Here is a 22690-nt window from a genome sequence, read left to right on the forward strand (position 1 = left end):
CCCGGCGGCAGTTCTTAGTCAGCCTCTGACAACATGGCATGCGTGAGCTATCCGTACGCAGCACCAGTTTCGCAGACGCTTTTCGACCGCGCGGCCGTCGTGACGCCCGGCGGCGTGAATTCTCCGGTGCGGGCGTTCCGCGCCGTGGGTGGTACGCCCCGCTTCATGGTGTCCGGTGCCGGTCCGTACCTCACCGATGCCGACGGACGGGAGTACGTCGACCTCGTCTGCTCGTGGGGGCCGATGATCCTCGGCCATGCGCACCCCGAGGTGACGGCGGCGGTGCAGGCGGCCGTGGTGCGGGGGACCTCGTTCGGGACGCCGGGGGAGGGGGAGGTCGCGCTCGCCGAGGAGATCGTGGCGCGGGTCGGGCCCGTGGACCAGGTGCGCCTGGTCTCCTCGGGGACCGAGGCGACGATGTCGGCGATCCGGCTGGCGCGTGGGTTCACCGGGCGGGCGAAGGTGATCAAGTTCGCGGGCTGCTACCACGGGCATGTGGACGCGCTGCTCGCCGCGGCGGGGTCCGGGGTGGCCACTTTCGGGCTGCCGGACACGCCGGGGGTGACGGGCGCGCAGGCCGGGGAGACCGTGGTGCTGCCGTACAACGACCTGGACGCGGTGCGGGCGGCCTTCGCCGCGCACCCGGACGACGTCGCGTGTGTGATCACCGAGGCGTCGCCGGGCAACATGGGCGTGGTGCCGCCGCTGCCGGGGTTCAACGCGGGGCTGAAGGAACTGTGCGCCGAGCACGGCGCGCTGTACATCTCCGACGAGGTCATGACCGGTTTCCGGGTCTCGAAGGCCGGCTGGTACGGGATCGACGGCGTGGAGCCCGACCTGATGACCTTCGGCAAGGTCATGGGCGGCGGCTTCCCGGCCGCGGCGTTCGGCGGGCGCGCCGACGTCATGGCGCGGCTCGCCCCGGCCGGCCCGGTCTACCAGGCGGGCACCCTGTCCGGGAACCCGATCGCGACCGCGGCGGGCCTGGCGCAGCTGCGGCTGCTGGACGAGGCGGCGTACGCGGCGGTGGACGCGGCGTCCGCGCGGCTGCGGGCGCTGGTGACGGAGGCGCTGGCCAAGGAGGGGGTCGAGCACCGGGTGCAGGCCGCCGGAAACATGTTCTCGGTGTTCTTCACCGGGGACGAGGTCACCGACTACGAGAAGGCCAGGGCGCAGCAGGCGTACCGGTTCACGGCCTTCTTCCACTCGATGCTGTCCCAGGGCGTCTACCTTCCGCCGTCCGCCTTCGAGTCGTGGTTCCTGTCCACGACGCACGACGAGCGGGCGCTGGAGCGGGTGGCGGAGGCTTTGCCGGGGGCGGCGCGGGCCGCCGCCGAGGCGACTGAATGATGGGCCCTATGACCCCTATGACAAACAGCGACAACGACATCACCGTCGTGCATGTGATGCGGCACGGCGAGGTGGAGAACCCCACGGGTGTGCTGTACGGGCGGCTGCCCGGCTACCACCTCTCGGACCTCGGCCGACAGATGGCCGACCGGGTCGCCGAGCACCTGGCCGAGCGCGACATCACCCATGTCGTGGCCTCGCCGCTGGAGCGGGCGCAGGAGACGGCGGCGCCGATCGCCAAGGCGCACGGTCTGGATGTGGGGACCGACCGGCGGCTGATCGAGGCGGCGAACGTCTTCCAGGGGAAGACGTTCGGCGTGGGCGACGGCGCGCTGCGCCGGCCGGCCAACTGGAAGTACCTGACCAACCCCTTTCGCCCCTCCTGGGGCGAGCCCTACATCGACCAGGTTGTGCGGATGATGGCGGCCATCGGGGTGGCGCGGGACGCCGCGCGCGGGCACGAGGCGGTCTGCGTCAGCCATCAGCTGCCGATCTGGATAGTGCGCAGCTTCGTGGAGCGGCGGCGGCTGTGGCACGACCCGCGCAAGCGGCAGTGCACCCTGGCCAGCCTCACCAGCTTCACCTACCGCGGCGACAACATCGTCTCGGTCGGCTACAGCGAACCGGCGCGCGATCTGGTCCCGGCGCATCTGCTCGCGGGCGCCAGGCCCGTGAAGGGGGCCTCCAAGGGCTACGGCGCATGACCGGCGGCGCATGACCGGCGTGTACACGGCCGATATGTAATGGAACGGAAACAGCGCGTCGACGTTTCGATTCGGTGGCGCTGATTCGGAACCTCGGTATTCGCATCGCCATCTCAACGGGCGTCCGCAGGACCTGGCGGACCCCGGAAGCCGGTCACGGCGAGAGCGAATTGAGGACACGATGCGGGAGATCAGCCGGAGGGGGATTCTCGGTCTGGGAGCGGGGGCGGCGGCGTCGCTGGCCGTCGCCGGCTGCTCCTCGTCGTCGGGATCCGGATTCACCCCCAAGCCGGGCAGGACGACGCAGGCGCGGCCGAAGCCGATCGGCGACGGCTCCACCGCGCACACCGGGAAGCAGCCGAACCAGCCGGCCGCGCCGGAGCGGCTGGAGCCGGGCCAGAAGCCGCCGCAGTTCGTGGTCTTCTCCTGGGACGGGGCGGGGGAGGTCGGCAACGGCCTCTTCCCGAGGTTCCGCAAGCTCGCCAAGGACCACGGCGCGGCCATGACCTTCTTCCTCTCCGGTCTCTACTGCCTGCCGGAGTCGAAGAAGAGGCTGTACCAGCCGCCGAACAACCCGGTCGGCGCCTCCGACATCGGCTATCTCACCGACGACCACGTCCGGATGACTTTGCAGAACGTGCGCGAGGCATGGCTGGAGGGCCATGAGATAGGCACCCACTTCAACGGTCACTTCTGCGCCGGAAGCGGCTCGGTCGGCAACTGGACGCCCGCCCAGTGGCGGTCGGAGATCGACCAGGCTGTGTCGTTTGTCACAAAGTGGCGGACGAACACCGGCTTCAAGGACCTCGACCCGCTGCCCTTCGACTACAGCAAGGAACTCGTCGGCGGCCGCACCCCGTGTCTGCTCGGCCAGGACAACCTGCTGCCGACCGCCAAGGAGCTCGGCTGGCGCTATGACGCGAGCTCGCCCGGCGGGCGTCAGGTGTGGCCGACGAAGAAGCTGGGCATCTGGGACTTCCCGCTGCAGCAAATACCGTTCCCCGGGCATTCCTTCGAGGTCCTGTCGATGGACTACAACATTCTGGCCAACCAGTCCCGGAATTCGACGAATGCCCCGCCGGCCAACTACCCGGGCTGGCGCCAGCAGGCGACCCAGGCATACATCTCCGGATTCCAGCGGGCCTACGAGAGCAACCGCGCCCCCTTCTTCATCGGCAATCACTTCGAAAAGTGGAACGGCGGCATTTACATGGACGCCGTCGAAGCGGCGATCAAGCACATCGCCGACGAAAAGCACAAGGACGTCCGGCTGGTTTCCTTCCGGCAGCTCACGGACTGGATGGACGCCCAGGACCCCAAGGTCCTCGCGCATCTGCAGGGGTTCGGCGTGGGCCAGCAGTGGAGCGCCGCCGCCTGACCGGGCGGCCCGGCCGACCGGGCCGAAGGCAGGGCCGAGAAGGCGCGGAGCGGGCGCCGGGACGCTGCCGGGGCGGTGCCGAGGGGGGCGCCGAAGATCCGCGAAAGGCGCATGCGAAACTTTTCACATGAGTGCCCGCCGCGCCCCTCGGCGCCTCGCGATCCGCCCTCGCGCAACCGTGCTGGCCACCGGCGCCGCGGTAGCCGCGCTGACCCTGTCCGCCTGTGGAGCGGGCGGCACCTCGGGCGGCTCCAGCGACACCAAGTTCATCCAGGGCAAGGGCGGCGTGGACACCGTCGCCAAGAGCGACCGCAAGCACGCCCCCGAGCTGACCGGCAAGACCCTCGACGGCGACAAGCTCGATCTCGCCGACTACAAGGGCAAGATCGTCGTGGTCAACGTCTGGGGCTCGTGGTGCACGCCGTGCCGGGCCGAGGCGCCCAACCTCGTCAAGGTCGCGAAGGACACCGAGGCGGACGGGGTGCAGTTCGTCGGGATCAACACCCGTGACCCGGACCCCGCCAACGCGATTCAGTTCGAGAAGGAATTCAAGGTCGACTATCCGAGCCTGTACGACCCGATCGGCAAGCTCATGCTGCGCTTCCCCAAGGGCAGCCTCAATCCTCAGGCCATCCCCACGACCATCGTCCTGGACCGGGAAGGCCGCATCGCGGCGCGCGCGCTCACCCCGCTCAGCGAGGAGAGCCTGCGCGAGATGCTCAAACCGCTGATCGAGGAGAAGTGACGCCGTGAGCATTCTGGCCGCGGCCGTCCCTGGCGCCAATGAGACCGTCCTGACCGGGGCGCTGCTGGTGGCGCTCCCGGTCGCCGTCTTCGGTGGCCTCGTCTCCTTCTTCTCTCCCTGCGTCCTACCGCTGGTGCCCGGCTATATGTCGTATGTCACAGGCGTCACCGGTACGGATCTGGGCGAGGCCAAGCGCGGCCGGATGCTGGCCGGCGCCTCCCTCTTCGTACTCGGCTTCACCGCCGTCTTCGTCTCCGCCGGCGCGCTCTTCGGCAACTTCGGCTGGACGCTGCAGGAGCACAAGGAAACTCTCTCCAAGGTGCTCGGGGTCATCACGATCGTCATGGGCCTCGCCTTCATGGGGATGCTGAAGGGCTTCGGGCAGCGGGAGTTCCGCTTCCATATGAAGCCCGGGATGGGCCTGGTGGGCGCGCCGCTGCTGGGCGCCCTCTTCGGCGTGGGCTGGACCCCGTGCCTGGGCCCCACCCTCACCGCGGTCAACGCCCTGGCGCTGAACGAGGCGAGCGCGGGGCGCGGTGCCCTGCTGATGGTCGCGTACTGCCTCGGTCTCGGACTGCCGTTCATCGCCGTGGCCATCGCCTACCGGCGCATGCTCGGCGCCTTCAGCTGGGTCAAGCGGCACTACGTCTGGGTGATGCGGATCGGCGGCGGCATGCTGGTCGCTCTCGGGGTGCTGCTCCTCACAGGTGTCTGGGACAGCATGATGGGCGACATGCAGGCCTGGGCCTTGCGCTTCAACGTTGGGATCTGATCGATGTCCACCACCGATACCGACACCGCCACGGGGAGCGACCCCACGGGCAAGGCAGCCGAGGACAAGGCCGCCACATCCGCCGACGAGCGCGACCTCGACGCGGCGGGGGCGCAGCTGTCCACGGCTCCCGCCGAGGAGATCAGCGTCCCCTCGATGGGGCCGATCGGCTGGGCCCGGTGGTTCTGGCGGCAGCTGACCTCGATGCGGGTGGCGCTGCTGCTGCTCTTCCTGCTGTCGCTCGGTGCGATCCCCGGCTCGCTGGTCCCGCAGACGGGCATCGACCCGGTCAAGGTGGAGAACTTCAAGCAGCGGCATGAAACGCTCGCGCCGGTCTACGAGAAGCTGGGGCTCTTCCACGTCTACAGCTCGGTGTGGTTCTCCGCGATCTACATCCTCCTGTTCGTCTCGCTGATCGGCTGTATCGTCCCGCGCACCTGGCAGTTCATCGGCCAGCTGCGCAGCCGTCCGCCGGGCGCCCCGCGCCGGCTGACCCGGCTGCCCGCGTACACCACCTGGCGGACCGAGGCCGAGCCGGAGCGGGTGCTGGAGACCGCCCAGCGGATCATGAAGCGGCGCCGCTTCCGGACCCATACGGTCGGTGGCGCGGTGGCCTCCGAGAAGGGCTATCTGCGCGAGGCCGGCAACCTCCTGTTCCATATCGCGCTGATCGTGATGCTGGTGGCCTTCGCCGTCGGGCAGCTGTACAAGGCCGAGGGCGGCAAGCTGATCGTCGAGGGCGACGGCTTCGCCAACAATCTGACGCAGTACGACGACTTCAAATCCGGCACCCTCTTCGACAAGAACGACCTCGCTCCCTTCGGCTTCCAGCTGGACCGCTTCACGGCGACCTATGAGCGCAGCGGCCCCCAGAAGCGCACCCCGCGCACCTTCCGCGCCGATGTGACCTACTGGGAGGGTGCGGACGGCAAGGAGCACAAGACCTCGATCAAGGTCAATGAGCCCCTGGAGATCGCGGGTTCCAAGGTCTATCTGCTCGGCCACGGGTATGCCCCGATCGTCACGGTGCGCGACGGACAGGGCAAGATCGCGTTCCGCGGGGCGGTGGCCTCGCTGCCGATCGACGCGGTCAACCTCACCGAGAACGTAGTGATCAAGGTCCCGGACTACCGAGACAAGAACAACAAGAAGGACCAGCTCGGCTTCCAGGGTCAGTTCGTGCCGACCCTCGACCTCAACACGGGCACGATGTTCTCCCAGTTCCCGGCGCTGGACAATCCGGCGCTCATCCTGACCGCCTACCGCGGCAGCCTGGGCGTGGACGCCGGGATCCCGCAGAACGTCTACCAGCTCGACACTTCGCGGATGAAGCAGTTCAAGGAGTCGGACGGGTCGGCCTTCGCGAAGGCGCTCAAGGTGGGCGACACCATGAAGCTGCCGAACGGCGCGGGGACCCTCAAGTTCGAGGGCATCAAGACCTGGGCCACCTTCCAGATCTCCCACCGGCCGGGCAACGACTACGCGCTCGTGGGCGCCGTCGCCGCGCTGATCGGCCTCGCCGCCTCCCTGTTCATCCAGCGCCGCCGGGTGTGGGTCCGCGCGGTGACCGGAGACGACGGCGTCACCGTCGTCGAGATGGCGGGGCTCGGCCGCAGCGAGTCCGCCAAGCTTCCCGAAGAACTCGCCGACCTCGCCGTGGCCCTGCAGTCCGAGGCCCCGCCCGCGCCGGAGCCGGAGCCGAATCCGGATATCGACACCGCACAACCCGCTGATCCTGCCGAAGGAGCGCGCGCGTGAACCTCGCTGCCGAAACCAACGAGAGCCTGGCCCATTTCAGCAATGTGCTGATCTACTCGGCCATGGCGGTCTACACCCTCGCCTTCCTCGCCCATATCGCCGAGTGGGTGTTCGGCAGCCGCAGCGCCGTCGGCCGCACCGCCGCCGCCATCACCGCGGACTCCGCCGCCTCAGCCCCCGCCAAGGTCACCGTGCGGGTCGCCCAGGGCGGCGGCACCGCCGTCCTCGAACGCCCCAAGATCGTCACCCGCTCCGCCGCGGGCACCCGTGACGTCCCCGACGGGCCCGGCGCCGCGGGCGGCACCGAACAGGGCGATCTGTACGGCCGGATCGCCGTCGGCCTCACCGTGCTCGCCTTCCTGATGCACGTCGGCGCCGTGCTCACCCGCGCCCTGTCCGTACAGCGCGCCCCCTGGGGCAACATGTACGAGTTCTCCACGACCTTCGCCATGGTCGCGGTCGGCGCGTATCTCACCCTGCTCGCGCTGAAGAAGAACGTGCGCTGGATCGGGCTCCCCCTCGTCACCACGGTCCTCCTCGACCTCGGTCTCGCTGTCTCTGTCTTGTACACCGCCAGCGACCAGTTGGTTCCCGCCCTCCACTCGTACTGGCTGTGGATCCACGTCAGCTGCGCGATCATCTCCGGCGCCTGCCTCTACCTCGGCGCCGTCTCCACGCTGCTCTACCTCTTCCGCGACCGGTACGAGGAGAAGCTGGCCAAGGGCGAGCAGCCCGGCCGCTTCGCGTCCGTCCTGGAGCGGCTGCCCGCGGCCGGCAGCCTCGACAAGTTCGCGTACCGCATCAACGCCACGATCTTCCCGCTGTGGACCTTCACGATCATCGCGGGCGCCATCTGGGCCGAGGCCGCCTGGGGCCGCTACTGGGGCTGGGACCCCAAGGAGGTCTGGTCCTTCATCACCTGGGTCGCCTACGCCACCTACCTCCACGCCCGCGCCACCGCCGGCTGGAAGGGCCGCAAGGCCGCCTACCTCGCGCTGATCGCGTTCGGCTGCTACCTCTTCAACTACTACGGCGTGAACATCTTCATCAGCGGCAAGCACTCCTACGCCGGAGTCTGAACCGCCGCCGCCCGCAGGGCCGGTTCGCGTGCCCCAGGTCAAGAGCTTGTGACCCGGGTCACGGGAACCGGCCCTCGTCGTTCGGACAGTCCCCGTCGTGGAGAAGAATCTTCGAGCCCGTATTAGGCGATATGGCGTCCGTGCATATATCAGGATTCGGTTTCCAGTGCGCGACATAAGTCAAGTGATAGCGTAGTTGCGTGGTCACGGAACGTGCGTGGGGGAAGCGGCAGTTCGGGCATCGTGCCCGGCTGGCGCTGACGCCTGCGCAGGTCCTGTTCGTGGATGGTCAGGCGCACGTGGCCCGTACCTTGTGGAATCTGCTGCACGACTGGTGGACGATGCTTCCCAGGGACAAGCGTTCCCTCGCGGCGGCGGACGCGGCGATCCGCCAGGCCCGTAAGGAGATCGACTGGCTTGCCCATCTCCCCGCCCAGGCCGTGCTCAAGACATACTTCCGGGCATGGAAGAACTGCTGGGAAGGCCGCGCGGCGGCGCCGGACTTCAAAGCCCGCTTCCGCACCGTGATGTCCGTGGACATCCCTCAGGGCCGGGACCTGTGCATCACCCGGGTGCACCGCCGCTGGGGCATGGTCAACATCCCCAAGGTCGGCCGGGTCAGGTTCCGCTGGACCAAGGATCTGCCCGTGGGAAAGCGCGGCAACGCCGACAACCGGATCACCGGGGCCCGGCTGGTCAAAGACGCGCTCGGCTGGCACATAGCCTTCCGTGTGCAGACCCTCGAACCCGCCCCCGAGCCGCACACCGGCCCCGAAGTCGGCATTGACATGGGCGTCACCGTGCCACTCGCCCTCTCGGACGGCACGACATACGACCACCACGCCTGGCTGACGAAGAAGGAACAGGCCAGGCTGGGCCGGCTGGAGCAGCGGGCCGCGCACCGCAAGAGCTTCCGCAAGCCGGGAGAGCGTACCTCCCGCCGCCTGCGGGCCACCTATGACCAGATCGCGGGAATCCGCGCGAGAGCCAAGCGCAGACACCTGGACTGGCAGCACAAGGCCACCACCGCGATCGCCGTGAAGTACTGCACGGTCGTGGTGGAAGACCTGAACATCACGAACATGGTCAAGAGCGCGAAAGGCACCGTGGAGCGGCCGGGGAAGCATGTCGCCCAGAAGTCCGGCCTCAACCGCGCCATCAACGGCGAGGCCTGGGGCCGCACGGTCGGACTGCTGACGTACAAGACGGCCCGCAACGGCGGCACCCTGCACAAGGTCCCCGCCCCCGGCACCTCCCAGCGCTGCTCGATGTGTGGCATCACCACACCGGGCAGCCGGGAGTCCCAGGCCGTGTTTGTGTGCAAGAACCCCGGCTGCGGCTGGGTGGGCAACGCCGACCACAACGGAGCCCGGAACATCTTGCACCTGTACCGGATGGGCCTCGCGCTCATCCCGGCTGCCGGGAGGGCAGTCGTCAGGCGCGCAGGCCCGCGTCAAGCCCGCCACCGCAAGGTAGGTGGGAATCTCTCGGATTCATCCGGGAGAGCACTTCAAAACCATGCCTACCGCCTGGCCTGATGGCGTCGCCATCAATGCCGTCTACAACGCCCCACGACGCTGCCCGCCGCCACGCCGCCGCTCTGAACCGGCTGCCGCGCCAGGAGGCCGTACGCGACTTCGCCGACGACGTCGCCTCCCGCCCGCCCAGTGATAGCTGGGGAGCCGCGGGCTCTCCTCACGCAGCACGCTCAGACTTGGACCCCGACCCTCCCTCTAGGCCCTATGGGCCTGGGCGGTGCCCACTTCTTCTCCCGCGCTACCTACTGCCGGACGGTCTTACTCCTTCGCGTCCCCCGAACCTTCCTCGTTCTTGCGGCGCAGCTCCTCCTCGCGGCGGCGCAGGTCCGCCTCCCAGTCCTTGAGCAGTTCCTCGTCGTCCTTCTTGTTCTCCTCGCGGAGGGACTTGAGGAATTCGGGGTTGTCGTCAGGGGCCACCCACTGCTGCTGTGGCCCGGCCGCGGAACGGCTGCCGCCGCCAGCGCCCGCGATCGCGGTCCGGTTCTTGCCCGCCACCAGCCAGGCGATCGGGCCGATCAGCACCTCGCCGAAGAGCAGCACGATGATCACCCAGACCACCTTGGGCAGGTGGCGCACTTCCTCTTCGGGGGTGTTGAGGCAGTCGATGAAGGCGTAGATCCACAGCGCCAGGATGAGCAGGAAGGGCAGATACCTGAGCATGATGGCCGGTCCCCGGGGAACGATGGTGGGCCGCACGTGGCCCCATGACGGCTCCAGGGTAGTCCGTACCGGATACTGGAACGCATGGCTTATGACGATCTTCGCTCCTTTCTGCGGGCGCTTGACCGCGAGGGAGACCTCAGGCGCATCAAGGCCGAAGTCGACCCGTACCTGGAGATCGGGGAGATCGTCGACCGGGTGAACAAGTCAGGCGGTCCGGCGCTGCTCTTCGAGAACGTCAAGGGCTCGGCCATGCCGCTGGCGATGAACGTCTACGGCACCGATCGCCGCCTGCTCAAGGCCCTTGGGCTCGCCTCGTACGACGAGATCGGCGAGAAGATCGGCGGGCTGGTCAAGCCGGAGCTGCCGCAGGGCTTCGGCGGGCTGCGCGAGGCGTTCGGGAAGCTCGGCGCCGTGGCGCATGTGCCGCCGAAGAAGGTGAAGGACGCGCCCGTGCAGGAGGTGGTGCTCACGGGCGACGACGTCGACCTGGAGGCGCTGCCCGCGCTGTTCACCTGGCCCGAGGACGGCGGGTCCTTCTTCAACCTCGGCCTGACCCACACCAAGCACCCCGAGACCGGGGCCCGGAATCTGGGCCTGTACCGGCTGCAGCGCCATGACCGCCGCACCATCGGGATGCACTGGCAGATCCACAAGGACAGCCGCAACCACTACCAAGTGGCCGCCAGGCGCGGGGAGAAGCTGCCGGTGGCCATCGCCTTCGGCGCGCCGCCCGCCGTGACGTACGCCGCGACGGCCCCGCTGCCCGGCGACATCGACGAATACCTCCTCGCGGGCTTCGTCCAGGGCAAGCGGGTCGAGATGGTCGACTGCAAGACGGTGCCCCTTCAGGTCCCGGCCCACGCCGAGGTGGTCATCGAGGGCTGGCTGGAGCCCGGGAAGATGCTGCCCGAGGGGCCGTTCGGCGACCACACCGGCTTCTACACCCCTCAGGAGCCCTTCCCGGCGCTCACCATCGACTGTGTGACGATGCGGCAGCGCCCGCTGCTCCAGTCGATCGTGGTGGGCCGTCCGCCGACCGAGGACGGGCCGCTGGGGCGGGCGACGGAGCGGTTCTTCCTCCCGCTGCTCAAGATCATCATCCCGGACATCGTGGACTACCACCTCCCGGAGTCGGGCGGCTTCCACAACTGTGCGATCGTCTCCATCGAGAAGAAGTACCCGAAACACGCACAGAAGGTGATGCACGCCATCTGGGGTGCGCACATGATGTCGCTGACCAAGCTGATCGTCGTGGTCGACGCCGACTGCGATGTCCACGATCTGCACGAGGTGTCCTGGCGGGCGCTGGGCAACACCGACTACGCCCGCGACCTGACCGTCGCCGAGGGTCCGGTCGACCATCTCGACCACGCCTCGTACCAGCAGTTCTGGGGCGGCAAGGCGGGCATCGACGCCACGGCGAAGTGGCCCGAGGAGGGCTACACGCGGGACGGCGGCTGGCCGCGGATGGTCGAGTCCGACCCCGAGACGGCCGATCGGGTGACACGGCGATGGAAGGAGTACGGGCTGTGACAGGCGCGGCGAGAACGGAGGCGGGCGGCGCGGGCACGCCCCTTGCTGGGGTGGCCCGATGAGCGCCGACTCCGCGACCCCCGGCATCCTCGGCCCGGGGGCCGCGCCGCCCGGCCGCGTCCGCGCCTTTCTGCGGCTGGTGATGATCGAGCACTCGGTCTTCGCGCTGCCCTTCGCCTACATCGCCTCGCTGACCGCGATGCAGCTGTGGGACGGCACGGTCCACTGGCTGCGGCTGCTGCTGGTGACGGTCGCCATGGTGGGGCTGCGCACCTTCGCCATGGCCTGCAACCGGATCATCGACCGGGAGATCGACGCCCGCAATCCGCGCACCGCGGGGCGTGAGCTGGTCACCGGCGCCGTGCCGGTGCGCTCCGCCTGGATCGGCGCGCTGGTCGCGCTCGCCGTCTTCCTCGGCGCGGCCGCGCTGCTGAACCCGCTGTGTCTGGCCCTGGCGCCGGTCGCGGTGGTCCCGATGGTGGTCTATCCGTACGGGAAGCGTTTTACGGACTTCCCGCACGCCATCCTCGGCCTCGCCCAGGCGATGGGCCCGGTCGGGGCATGGATTGCGGTCACGGGGGAGTGGTCCTGGGACGCGGTGATCCTCGGCCTCGCGGTCGGCATCTGGATCGGCGGCTTCGATCTGATCTACGCCTGCCAGGACGTGGCCGCCGACCGGGCCCACGGGGTGAAGTCGGTGCCGGCCCGCTTCGGCATCGCGGGGGCGCTGTACGGGGCGCGCGTCTGTCACGTCGTCACCACGCTGCTGCTGGGCTGGTATGGGCTGGCCACCGACGCCGGGTTCTTCTTCTGGCTCGGTCTGCTGATCGTGGCGGCGGCCTTCTGGTACGAGCACTCGGTCGTGCGGCCCGGCGATCTGTCCCGGCTGAACCGCGCCTTCTTCACCGTCAACGGCTTCGTCGGCATCGCGCTGTTCTGCTGTGCGCTGCTCGACCTGCTGGTGCGGGGACTGAGCCCATGAGGCCCGTTGGTTAGGCTCGTCGTGTGGAGCCGCCGCACGAGCCGTACAGGCCGCACAGACAGCCGTACGGACCGCACGAAGAAGTGAGCCGGCGCCGGCCCTGGGTGGTCGGTGTCTCCGGCGCGTCCGGGACGCCGTACGCCGCCTCCGTACTGCGCGCGCTGCTGTCCGCGAGGGAGGCCGTCGACCTGGTGGTCAGCCGGGCCTCGCGGCTGACGCTGCTGGACGAGACGGGCATCTCCTTCCGGGACGCGCACTGGCGCCAGGACCTCGGCCGCTGGCTGGCGCGCGGCGCGGACGGCACGCCCGACGCGTTCGAACCACGAGTGGAGACGGCGGACGTACGCCACTGGGCGGCCGGGGACCTGGCCGCGGGCCCGTCCTCCGGCAGCTACGACGTCAAGGGGATGCTGATCGTCCCGGCGAGCACCGCGTGTGTGGCGGGGGTGGCGCTGGGCCTGTCCAAGGACCTGCTGCAGCGGTCGGCGAGCGTCAACCTCAAGGAGCGGCGCCCGCTCGTGGTCGCGGTGCGGGAGGCGCCGCTGAGCGGACAGACCCTCAGACACCTGGTCGCGCTGGACGAGGCGGGCGCGGTCGTGGTGCCCGCCTCACCCGCGTTCTACGCGGGGGCGACCCGTATCCAGGATCTGGTGGACTTCGTGGCGGGTCGGGTGCTGGACGCGGCGGGGGTGCCGCACAAGCTGTACCGCCGCTGGGAGGGGGAACTCCGGGGAGGGGCCGGGGACGAGTAGCGGGGGCCGTACCGCCATGGCGCTTCGCCTGAGTGGCCCGCCCGCGTGGCCCGCCCGCACAGGCCGCAGGGTCTTCAGGGTCTAGAAGGCAAGATGCCCTCTGTACCTTAGTTTATGCGTGTAAACTTGCTGTATCTCTGAATAATGGAAGGCGCACGGCATATGGACGCGGTGGATAGGCAGCTCATCCAGGCCCTGCGGGAGAACGGGAGGGCGTCGTACGCGGAGCTCGGCCGGCTCGTCGGCCTTTCCGGACCCAGCGTCACGGACCGGATCAACCGCCTGGAGGCGGCCGGAGTGATCACCGGCTACCGCGCGACCGTCGACGCCGCGTCCCTGGGCCTCGGGGTGACCGCCCTCATCGGCATTCAGCTCTCCGACGCCGCCGACCACGAGGAGGTGGCGGGGCGGCTGCGCGAGCTGGCCGAGATCGAGGACTGCTGGTTCATCGCGGGCGACGACTCGTACATGCTCAAGGTGCGCGCCTCGGATGTGGACGGGCTCGAGCGGACCATCCGGCGGCTGTCCGGGACCAAGGGCGTCGCCCGTACGCGTACCACGATCGTGCTGTCCACGAAGTGGGAGAACCGGGTCGGCGAATTGCCCGACGACGTCAAGGCGTAGTCTCAGGAAGGCCACTTAAAGCAAAGGCCTACATAAGCAGACGTATTGCAGACGTATGGGAGGCGGCCGCATGACTGCGTCTATCCAAGATGCGGGTCTCAAGCGCGAACTGGAAGAGAAGGTCCGCGCCGGAGAGCGGCTGTCACGCGAGGACGGCATCGCGCTGTATGAAAGCGATGACCTGGCCTGGCTCGGCGGGCTGGCCCATGAGGTGCGCACCCGCAAGAACGGTGACGTGGTTCACTTCAACGTCAACCGCCACCTCAACATGACCAATGTGTGCACCGCCTCGTGTGCGTACTGCTCCTTCCAGCGCAAGCCGGGCGAGAAGGACGCGTACACCATGCGCATCGAGGAGGCCGTCCGCCTCGCCAAGGCGATGGAGAACGAGAACCTCACCGAGCTGCACATCGTCAACGGTCTGCACCCCACCCTCCCCTGGCGCTACTACCCGCGGTCGCTGAAGGCGCTCAAAGAAGCCCTTCCGCAGGTGTCCCTGAAGGCCTTCACCGCCACCGAGATCCACCACTTCGAGAAGATCTCCGGGCTGCCGGCCTCGGAAATCCTCGACGAGCTGATCGACGCCGGCCTGGAGTCGCTGACCGGCGGCGGCGCGGAGATCTTCGACTGGGAGGTCCGGCAGCACATCGTCGACCACGAGACCCACTGGGAGGACTGGTCGCGGATTCACCGGCTGGCGCATGAGAAGGGCCTCAAGACCCCGTGCACCATGCTGTACGGGCATGTTGAGGAGCCCCGGCACCGGGTGGACCATGTGCTGCGGCTGCGCGAGCTCCAGGACGAGACCGGCGGTTTCCAGGTCTTCATCCCGCTGCGCTACCAGCACGACTTCGTGGACATGAAGGACGGCAAGGTCCGCAACCGGCTGCAGGCCAGGACCACCATGGCCACCGGCGCGGAGGCGCTGAAGACCTTCGCGGTCTCGCGGCTGCTGTTCGACAACGTCCCCCATGTGAAGGTCTTCTGGGTGATGCACGGCGTACGGACCGCGCAGCTCGCGCTCAACCACGGCGCGGACGACATGGACGGCTCGGTCGTCGAGTACAAGATCACCCACGACGCGGACAACTACGGCACGCCGAACAAGCTGACCCGGGACGATCTGCTGGAGCTGATCCGGGACGCGGGCTTCCGCCCGGTGGAGCGGAACACCCGCTACGAGATCATCCGCGAGTACGAGGGGCCGGACCCGGCCCGGCGCGAGGCGCCGCAGCCCATGCGCGCCTGACGCCACCGGCGCCCGCCCACGCCCGCCCGTACCCGTGCCCGGTGGTGTCTGACGGCCGCCGGGGCGGGTACCCGCCTAGCCATGGCCGCCGCTCGAGGGTCCGCCGGGAAGGCCGCCGCCGAGGCGGCGCACGACCCTGAGGACGCGTACACCGCCGAGCCCTTCGTGCCGCGCGGCGCCGACCTCGCCGCGCTGCGCGAGGCGGCCGCGGCGTGCCGCGGCTGCCCGCTGCACCGCGAGGCCACCCAGACCGTCTTCGGCGCGGGGGACCCGGGCGCCCGCGTCGTACTGGTCGGGGAGCAGCCCGGCGACCAGGAGGACCGGCAGGGGCGCCCGTTCGTGGGGCCCGCGGGCAAGGTGCTGACGCGGGCGCTGGACGAGGCGGGCATCGACCCCACCGAGACGTACATCACCAACGCCGTCAAGCACTTCAAGTTCGGCCACCTCCCCGGGCGTGGCAAACGGCGCATCCACAAGCCGCCGAGCCTGCGCGAGATCAGCGCCTGCCGGCCGTGGCTGACCGCGGAGCTGTCCCTGATCGACCCCGAGCTGATCGTGGCGCTGGGCGCGACGGCCGGGAAGGCGCTGCTCGGTCCCTCCTTCCGGGTCACCAAGCAGCGCGGGATGCTGCTGCCAGTCCCCGAGGAGGGGGCGCGGGAGTGCGTGGTCGCCACCATCCACCCCTCCGCCGTGCTGCGCGCCGACGACCGGGAGGCGGCCTACCAGGGGCTGGTGTCGGATCTCAGGGTCGTCGCGGAGGCATTGGGGGGGCCGTGATTCACTGGATGGGCAGGACTTCCCAGCAGAAAGAAGACGGCCGTGCCTTTCAAGCCGAGCGCGACGTTCCGCTACACCGCCATGCGCCTGGGGATCTTCGCGGGCTCTTTCCTGGTGATGTGGGCTCTGGTGTACTTCCGGGTGGTGCCCGCCGGGCTCGGCGGCTCCAACCTCTTCTGGGTCGCGCTGCTGGCCCTGGTCGTCTCGGCGCCGCTGAGTTTCGTCCTGCTGCGCAAGCAGCGCGACGAGATGGCGGTGCAGATCTCGGAGCGGGTGGACCGCGCCAAGGAGCGGCTGGCGGCGAACCAGAGCCAGGAAGACGGCGTCTGAGCCACATCTCCGCCCCCGCTCTTCCGTACGGCTTCTGCTTGTAACCCTCCTCACACCTCTTCGGCGTCCCGTCCTCCAGCTCCCGCTGGAAGACGGGACGTTGTTCGTTCGCACTCCCGTGTGTAAAAGCTTGGCTATGGGGAACTCAAAGTCAGGGTGTTAGTGTTCTTGTCATGACGACCGCAGCCGCGCCCCGATTCCCCATGAGCGTCCCGCTCGTGGCGCGCCTGCACATCGATCTCTGCCGCTGCCGGTCGGCAGCCTGTCGCCGCCGCTGACCGCTTCTGACGCCCCAGCGGCCGGAGATCGTACGGACTCCTGGCTCACCCCCGTCCGCTATCTCGTCCCCTGACATTTCCGCCTTTCCCCGCTTTTCCCTGCCTTCGGAGTGTGTCCGTTGTCATCCGTGCCCGACGCGTCGTCCACGTCGTCCTCCATACGCCTGCCCAAGGTGCCGTTCTGGGCGCAGATCCTGCTGGGCCTGGTGCTCGGCGTGGTGCTCGGCTGGGTCGCCCGCAGCGGTGACGTCGACTGGCTGGTCACCACCCTCGACAAGATCGGCTCGATCTTCGTCCAGCTGTTGAAGCTCGCCGTCGCCCCGCTGGTCTTCTTCGCGATCCTGATCTCGATCACCAACCTGCGGAACGTCAACAACGCCGCGCGCCTCGCGACCCGCACCCTGCTGTGGTTCATGGCGACCTCGCTGATCGCGGTCGCCATCGGCCTGACGATCGGTCTGATCACCAACCCCGGCTCCGGCACCGGCCTGACCCCGCAGGACGGCGCCAAGCCCGACCACGCGGGCTCCTGGCTGGACTTCCTCACCGGCATCATCCCGACCGACGTCATCACGCCGTTCACCGAGCTGAACGTCCTGCAGATCGTCTTCATGGCCGCCGTCGCGGGCGTCGCCGCCCTCCAGCTCGGCGAGAAGGCCCAGCCGATCCTCACCCTCAGCCAGGCCATTCTGGAGTTGCTGCAGAAGGCTCTGTGGTGGGTCATCCGCCTCGCCCCGCTGGGCACCCTCGGCCTCATCGGCTACGCCATCGCCGAGTACGGCTGGAACCTCATCGGCAAGTACGCCACCTTCACCGCCGACATCTACGTCGGCTGCGCCCTGGTGATGTTCGGCGTCTACCCGACCCTGCTGGCCACGGTCGCCAAGGTCAACCCGCTGCACTTCTTCAAGGGCGCCTGGCCCGCGATCCAGCTCGCCTTCGTCTCCCGCTCCTCGGTCGGCACCATGCCGGTCACCCAGAAGGTCACCGAGCGCCTGGGCGTCCCCAAGGAGTACGCCTCCTTCGCGGTGCCCTTCGGGTCGACGACGAAGATGGACGGCTGCGCCTCGATCTACCCGGCCATCGCCGCGATCTTCATCGCCCAGATCTTCGATGTGCACCTCGGTTTCGGCGACTACCTGCTGATCGCCTTCGTCTCGGTCATCGGCTCGGCCGCCACGGCCGGCCTCACCGGCGCCACCGTCATGCTGACCCTGACCCTGTCCACGCTCGGCCTCCCGCTGGAGGGCGTCGGCCTCCTCATGGCCATTGACCCGGTCCTGGACATGATGCGCACCGCGACCAACGTCGCAGGCCAGGCCCTGATCCCGGTCCTCGTCTCGGCCCGCGAGAAGATCCTCGACCACCACGCCTACGAGCACGCCTCCGCGTCCCCCCTGGACGACGCGGACGCGGCCGGCGACCGCCAGGTGGTCCCGGCCGCGGCGTAGCAGCCGCCCGTACCCGACGTCGCCCCGCTCCCGCCGTCCTCGGCCGAGAGCGGGGCGGCGTGCTTTTCGCTGCTTTGCCGAAGCGGCAAGAAGGTTCGCGGTTTCGGCAGCCGCGGCGCACGGTGGGCGTATGAGCGAGAACAAGGTTTCTGAAGACAGGATTTCTGAAGAGTTCGATGTCGTGGTGGTCGGAGGGGGTGCCGCCGGGCTGTCGGGGGCGCTGACGCTGGCGCGGGCCCGGCGGTCCGTGGTGGTGATCGACTCCGGTGAGCCGCGCAACGCGCCCGCCGCGGGGGCGCACGGGCTGCTGTCGCGCGACGGTGTGTCGCCGCTGGAGCTGTTGCGGATCGGCCGGGAGGAGGTGGCCGGGTACGGCGGGCAGGTCGTGTCCGATCGGGCGGTCTCCGCCCGGCGGGTGGCGGGCGGCTTTGTCGTCGAGGCCGGGAGCGGTCGCCGCTTCCGGGCGCGTCGGCTGTTGGTGACGACCGGGCTGGTGGATGAGGTGCCGGAGGTGCCGGGGCTGCGGGAGCGGTGGGGGCGGGATGTGCTGCACTGCCCGTACTGCCATGGCTGGGAGGTCCGCGACGCGCCCATCGGCGTGCTCGCCGTCAGCCCGCTCTCCGTGCACCAGGCGTTGCTGTTCCGGCAGTGGTCGGATCGGGTGACGCTGTTTCTGCACACCGGTGCCGAGTTGGCTGAGGACGAGTGGGAGCGGCTGGCCGCGCGGGGGATCGCCGTGGTCGACGGCGAGGTGACGGGTCTCGAGGTGGTGGAGGACCGGCTGGCCGGGGTCCGGTTGGCCTCGGGGCGGCGGGTGCCGGTGGAGGCCCTGGTGGTGGCGACGCGGATGGTGGCGCGCGGCGAGGTCCTGGCGGGCCTCGGGCTGAGCGCGGTGGAGCATCCCATGGGGGTCGGGACGTATGTGCCGTCGGACGCGAGCGGGCTCACCGAGGTGGCCGGGGTGTGGGCGGCGGGGAACGTCACCGACCTGCTGGCCAACGTCCCGGTCGCGCAGGCGGCCGGGTTCCAGGCCGCGGCGGCGATCAACGCCGATCTGGTGGCCGAGGACACCGACGCCGCCGTGGCCCGCCGCAGGTCGGCTGCTGCCTCTGAAGCCGCTTCCGAAGCCGTCTCCGGGGGCGATTTCGGTCCGGCCGGTGAGGCCGAGGTCTGCGCGCGGGTCCTGGGCGAGCGCCGGCACGGTCTCGAACCGCTGCCGCGCTCCCAAGGGCCCGCGCGGCCGTAGGAGTGGCGGTGACCCGTCAGCCCACGCCGTCCTCGGCCAGGACGCGGGCCATGGTGCGCTCGGCCAGGGCCGTGATGGTCACGAAGGGGTTGACGCCGATCGAGCCCGGGATGAGCGAGCCGTCGGTCACGTACAGCTTGTCGTAACCGACGGCCCGGCCGTACGCGTCCGTGGCGCGGCCCAGGACGCAGCCGCCCAGGGGGTGGTAGCAGAAGTCGGCGGCGAAGGCGCGGGTGTCGCCGAAGAGGTCGTAGCGGTAGATGGTGCCGTTGGCGGAGTTGAGGCGGTCGAAGAGGGATTTGGCGGCGGCGACGGAGGGGGCGCTCTGGGTGCCGGTCCAGCTCAGGACGGCGGCGTCCTTGGCCGCGTCGTAGGTGAAGGTGCCGCGCTCGGGGTTCTTGGTGATGGCCAGGTAGAGGCTGGCCCAGGTCTCGGTACCGGCCGGGAGCGGGGCGATCTCGGCAAAGACGGGGTTGGCGGTGTTGGACCAGTCGTCGATCCCCATCACCGGGATCGTCGACTGGTTGGCGCCGGTCGGGTTCCATATGTGGTTGGCGCGGCCGAGCATGACGTTGCCGTTGCCGCCCCAGCCGCGGCCGATCTGCGGGCTCAGGGCGGGCAGGGTGCCGGTCTCGCGGGCGCGCAGCAGGAGCTCGGTGGTGCCGAGGCTGCCCGCGCCGAGGAAGAGTGAGCGGCAGGAGACCTCGTCGGTCGCGACGACCGCACCGGTGTCGTCGAGGCGGTCCACGGTCAGGACGTACGTACCGTCGGCGGCCCTGCGGATGGCACGGGCGCGGCTGAGGGTGCGGATGGTGACGTTCCCCGTGCCAAGGGCCGCCGCGAGATAGGTCTTGTCCAGGCTGCGCTTGCCGAAGTTGTTGCCGTAGATGACCTCCTGGGCGAGGGCGGACTTGGTGGCGGTCCCGGCGGCCTCGCGCTGCATGTAGTCGAAGTCGTACACATTGGGGACGAAGACGGTCTTCAGGCCCGCAGTTTTCGCCTGGTCGCGGGAGACGCGGGCGTACTTGTACCACTCAGTGGACTCGAACCAGGCGGACGGGACGGTGGCGGCGCCGAGCATGCGGTTGGCGAGCGGGAAGTACGTGGCGTACATCGCATCGGCGTCGACCTGGGGCAGCACCTCCTGGAGGTACGCGCGGGACGGGGTGACGGCCATGCCCCCGTTGACGAGCGACCCGCCGCCGACGCCGCGCCCGACGTAGACGGACATGTTGGGGAAGCGGACGCGGTCCAGGACGCCGGGGTAGGGCGTGATGTCCTTGTTGATGACGTCCAGCCACAGGAAGGTGGCCAGCGGCGCCTCGGTTCTGGTCTTGAACCACATGGAGCGCCGGTCGGGCGCGGTCATCGAACAGTAGACCTTGCCGTCGGAGGCCGGGGCGTTCCACAGCCGCCCCATCTCCAGGACCAGGGTCTTCACGCCCGCCTCGCCGAGCCGCAGGGCGGCGACCGCCGCGCCGTAGCCGGAGCCGACGACGACGGCGGGGGCGTATTCGGCGCTCGCCGTGGGGGCGGGGCGGTCGGCGGCGGCCGCCGGGGAGAGGGCTATCCGGGTGAGCCCGAGGGCCGCGGCGCCGCGCAGGGCGGCCAGACCAAGAATATGACGACGCGTCAGATTTGCTGTCATGGCCGCATCATGCGCCGGAGTCCTGGGTTCCGCCCATACCGCTCACGCATGGTCTTTTACAGACCACTCCTGTCACACGCCCACCAAAGGGTCATAGCCGTCTCTTCCGCCCCAGCCGCGTTATGAACGTCGGACGCGTACGGCGTCGGGCGGAGGAGCGATGGCGGTAGAGGCGAGGCGGGCGGAGCAGCGGGAGCCCGAGCGGGAGAGCCGGAACAGAGTCGGCACGGTCATCATCAATTGGCTGACCACGACCGATCACAAGAAGATCGGCAACTTGTACATGGTGACGTCCTTCGTCTTCTTTCTCTTCGCCGGGCTGCTGGCGATGGTGATGCGGGCGGAGCTGGCGCGGCCGGGTACCCAGCTCGTCTCCAATGAGCAGTTCAACCAGGCGTTCACCATGCATGGCACGATCATGATGCTGATGTTCGCGACGCCGCTGTTCGCGGGTTTCACCAACGCCATCATGCCGCTGCAGATCGGCGCCCCGGACGTGGCATTCCCACGGCTGAACATGTTCGCGTACTGGCTCTATCTCTTCGGCTCGCTCATCGCGGTGGCCGGATTCATCACCCCGAACGGGGCCGCCGACTTCGGCTGGTTCGCCTATACCCCGCTGTCGGACAAGGTGCATTCGCCGAATCTGGGCGGCGATATGTGGGTCATGGGGCTCGCCTTCTCCGGGTTCGGCACGATCCTGGGCGCGGTCAACTTCATCACCACGATCATCTGTATGCGCGCCCCGGGGCTGACGATGTTCCGGATGCCGATCTTCACCTGGAACGTCCTGCTCACCAGCGTGCTGGTGATCATGGTTTTCCCGGTGCTGGCCGCGGCCCTTTTCGCGCTGGAGGCGGACCGTAAGTTCGGGGCGCGGGTCTACGATCCATCCAACGGTGGTGCGGTGCTATGGCAGCATCTGTTCTGGTTCTTCGGCCATCCAGAGGTCTATATCATCGCGCTGCCGTTCTTCGGGGTGATCACCGAGATCATTCCGGTGTTCAGCCGCAAGCCGGTATTCGGCTACGCGGGTCTGGTCGCCGCGACCGTCTCCATCGCTGGTCTTTCGGCCACGGTGTGGGCGCACCATATGTTCGTCACCGGAGCGGTGCTGCTGCCGTTCTTCTCCTTCATGTCCTTCCTCATCGCGGTGCCCACCGGGGTGAAGTTCTTCAACTGGATCGGGACGATGTGGAGGGGGTCGCTGTCCTTCGAGACACCGATGCTGTGGTCCATCGGATTCCTCGTCACCTTCCTGTTCGGCGGGCTCACCGGGGTGCTCCTGGCCTCGCCACCCCTCGACTTCCACGTCAGCGACAGCTATTTCGTGGTCGCCCACTTCCATTACGTGGTCTTCGGGACCGTGGTGTTCGCGATGTTCGGCGGATTCTACTTCTGGTGGCCGAAGTTCACCGGAAAAATGCTGGACGAACGGCTCGGAAAAATCCATTACTGGACGCTGTTCACCGGTTTTCACACCACCTTCCTCGTCCAGCACTGGCTCGGCGTCAAGGGAATGCCGCGGCGCTACGCCGACTACCTGGCCGCGGACGGATTCACCGGGCTGAACACCATCTCCACCATCGGCGCGTTTCTGCTCGGCCTGTCCACCCTCCCGTTCCTCTACAACGTCTGGAAGACCGCCAAATACGGGGAGAAGGTGACCGTGGACGACCCCTGGGGATACGGCAGATCGCTGGAGTGGGCGACCTCCTGTCCGCCGCCGCGGCACAACTTCCTCGCCCTCCCCAAGGTCCGCAGCGAATCCCCCGCCTTCGACCTGCACCACCCCGACGTCGCCGAGTCGTTGCAGCGCGAGCGGGCGTAGGC

At 68.9% G+C, this 22690-nt stretch carries 19 protein-coding genes and 1 pseudogene; 18 read left to right on the forward strand and 2 right to left on the reverse strand.

Going from position 1 to position 22690, the window contains the following annotated elements:
* Window positions 1-33: 33 nt before the first annotated feature.
* From hemL to ACFV2X_RS09595, 8 genes and pseudogenes are all read left to right on the forward strand, one after another.
* A complete protein-coding gene (gene hemL, locus ACFV2X_RS09560) occupies window positions 34-1350 on the forward strand; it encodes a glutamate-1-semialdehyde 2,1-aminomutase (RefSeq protein ID WP_385613634.1) in 1317 nt (438 codons plus the stop codon).
* Between the two features lie 17 nt (window positions 1351-1367).
* Window positions 1368-2054 carry a histidine phosphatase family protein gene (locus ACFV2X_RS09565; protein WP_385614011.1) on the forward strand — a complete coding sequence of 229 codons (687 nt, stop codon included), beginning with the start codon at window positions 1368-1370 and terminating at the stop codon, window positions 2052-2054.
* 181 nt (window positions 2055-2235) lie between these two features.
* Window positions 2236-3432, forward strand: coding sequence for a hypothetical protein (locus ACFV2X_RS09570; protein WP_385613637.1), 1197 nt, complete (start codon window positions 2236-2238; stop codon window positions 3430-3432).
* 127 nt (window positions 3433-3559) lie between these two features.
* Window positions 3560-4177, forward strand: coding sequence for a TlpA family protein disulfide reductase (locus ACFV2X_RS09575; RefSeq protein WP_385613640.1), 618 nt, complete (start codon window positions 3560-3562; stop codon window positions 4175-4177).
* Window positions 4178-4181: 4 nt separating this feature from the next.
* A complete protein-coding gene (locus tag ACFV2X_RS09580; RefSeq protein WP_385613642.1) occupies window positions 4182-4949 on the forward strand; it encodes a cytochrome c biogenesis CcdA family protein in 768 nt (255 codons plus the stop codon).
* Between the two features lie 3 nt (window positions 4950-4952).
* Window positions 4953-6707: a cytochrome c biogenesis protein ResB gene (locus ACFV2X_RS09585; RefSeq protein WP_385613644.1), complete on the forward strand. Its 1755-nt coding sequence runs from the start codon at window positions 4953-4955 to the stop codon at window positions 6705-6707.
* The gene (gene ccsB / locus ACFV2X_RS09590; RefSeq protein ID WP_385613647.1) at window positions 6704-7786 is read left to right on the forward strand and encodes a c-type cytochrome biogenesis protein CcsB; all 1083 of its coding nucleotides are present in this window, start codon (window positions 6704-6706) and stop codon (window positions 7784-7786) included. Before ACFV2X_RS09585 ends, ccsB begins: the two co-directional genes overlap by 4 nt.
* A 281-nt stretch (window positions 7787-8067) precedes the next feature.
* Window positions 8068-9262 (forward strand): annotated as a pseudogene (locus ACFV2X_RS09595) (RNA-guided endonuclease InsQ/TnpB family protein).
* Between the two features lie 320 nt (window positions 9263-9582).
* Here the strand turns inward: ACFV2X_RS09595 and ACFV2X_RS09600 are convergent.
* Window positions 9583-9984: a PLD nuclease N-terminal domain-containing protein gene (locus tag ACFV2X_RS09600; protein WP_385613650.1), complete on the reverse strand. Its 402-nt coding sequence runs from the start codon at window positions 9982-9984 to the stop codon at window positions 9583-9585.
* An 84-nt stretch (window positions 9985-10068) separates the two neighbouring features.
* Between ACFV2X_RS09600 and ACFV2X_RS09605 the strand changes: the two genes are divergently transcribed.
* From ACFV2X_RS09605 to ACFV2X_RS09645, 9 genes are all read left to right on the forward strand, one after another.
* On the forward strand, window positions 10069-11520 hold the full coding sequence (locus ACFV2X_RS09605; protein WP_089509789.1) for a menaquinone biosynthesis decarboxylase: 1452 nt from the start codon (window positions 10069-10071) through the stop codon (window positions 11518-11520).
* Window positions 11521-11578: 58 nt separating this feature from the next.
* A complete protein-coding gene (gene mqnP / locus ACFV2X_RS09610) occupies window positions 11579-12502 on the forward strand; it encodes a menaquinone biosynthesis prenyltransferase MqnP (protein ID WP_385613652.1) in 924 nt (307 codons plus the stop codon).
* Window positions 12503-12525: 23 nt separating this feature from the next.
* The gene (locus ACFV2X_RS09615; protein WP_385613654.1) at window positions 12526-13254 is read left to right on the forward strand and encodes a UbiX family flavin prenyltransferase; all 729 of its coding nucleotides are present in this window, start codon (window positions 12526-12528) and stop codon (window positions 13252-13254) included.
* Between the two features lie 162 nt (window positions 13255-13416).
* Entirely contained in the window at window positions 13417-13878 is a 462-nt protein-coding gene (locus tag ACFV2X_RS09620; protein ID WP_385613657.1) for an Lrp/AsnC family transcriptional regulator, read from the forward strand.
* Between the two features lie 70 nt (window positions 13879-13948).
* Complete coding sequence (mqnE, locus tag ACFV2X_RS09625; protein ID WP_089509785.1) at window positions 13949-15127, forward strand: aminofutalosine synthase MqnE; 1179 nt, start codon at window positions 13949-13951, stop codon at window positions 15125-15127.
* Window positions 15128-15208: 81 nt separating this feature from the next.
* Window positions 15209-15904 (forward strand): UdgX family uracil-DNA binding protein, encoded by a 696-nt coding sequence (locus ACFV2X_RS09630; RefSeq protein ID WP_385613662.1) that lies wholly within the window; start codon window positions 15209-15211, stop codon window positions 15902-15904.
* 42 nt (window positions 15905-15946) lie between these two features.
* Window positions 15947-16234: a DUF4229 domain-containing protein gene (locus ACFV2X_RS09635; RefSeq protein ID WP_385613664.1), complete on the forward strand. Its 288-nt coding sequence runs from the start codon at window positions 15947-15949 to the stop codon at window positions 16232-16234.
* A gap of 397 nt (window positions 16235-16631) precedes the next feature.
* Complete coding sequence (locus ACFV2X_RS09640) at window positions 16632-17963, forward strand: dicarboxylate/amino acid:cation symporter (RefSeq protein WP_385613667.1); 1332 nt, start codon at window positions 16632-16634, stop codon at window positions 17961-17963.
* Between the two features lie 130 nt (window positions 17964-18093).
* Window positions 18094-19209 carry an NAD(P)/FAD-dependent oxidoreductase gene (locus ACFV2X_RS09645; protein WP_385613668.1) on the forward strand — a complete coding sequence of 372 codons (1116 nt, stop codon included), beginning with the start codon at window positions 18094-18096 and terminating at the stop codon, window positions 19207-19209.
* A 16-nt stretch (window positions 19210-19225) separates the two neighbouring features.
* Here ACFV2X_RS09645 and ACFV2X_RS09650 read toward each other — a convergent pair whose 3' ends face one another.
* Window positions 19226-20857 carry a GMC oxidoreductase gene (locus ACFV2X_RS09650; protein ID WP_385613670.1) on the reverse strand — a complete coding sequence of 544 codons (1632 nt, stop codon included), beginning with the start codon at window positions 20855-20857 and terminating at the stop codon, window positions 19226-19228.
* Between the two features lie 160 nt (window positions 20858-21017).
* Between ACFV2X_RS09650 and ctaD the strand changes: the two genes are divergently transcribed.
* Complete coding sequence (gene ctaD, locus ACFV2X_RS09655; RefSeq protein ID WP_385613673.1) at window positions 21018-22688, forward strand: cytochrome c oxidase subunit I; 1671 nt, start codon at window positions 21018-21020, stop codon at window positions 22686-22688.
* Window positions 22689-22690: the final 2 nt, after the last annotated feature.

Origin of the sequence: Streptomyces sp. NPDC059679 (assembly GCF_042734105.1) — a bacterium.
Classification (GTDB): domain Bacteria; phylum Actinomycetota; class Actinomycetes; order Streptomycetales; family Streptomycetaceae; genus Streptomyces.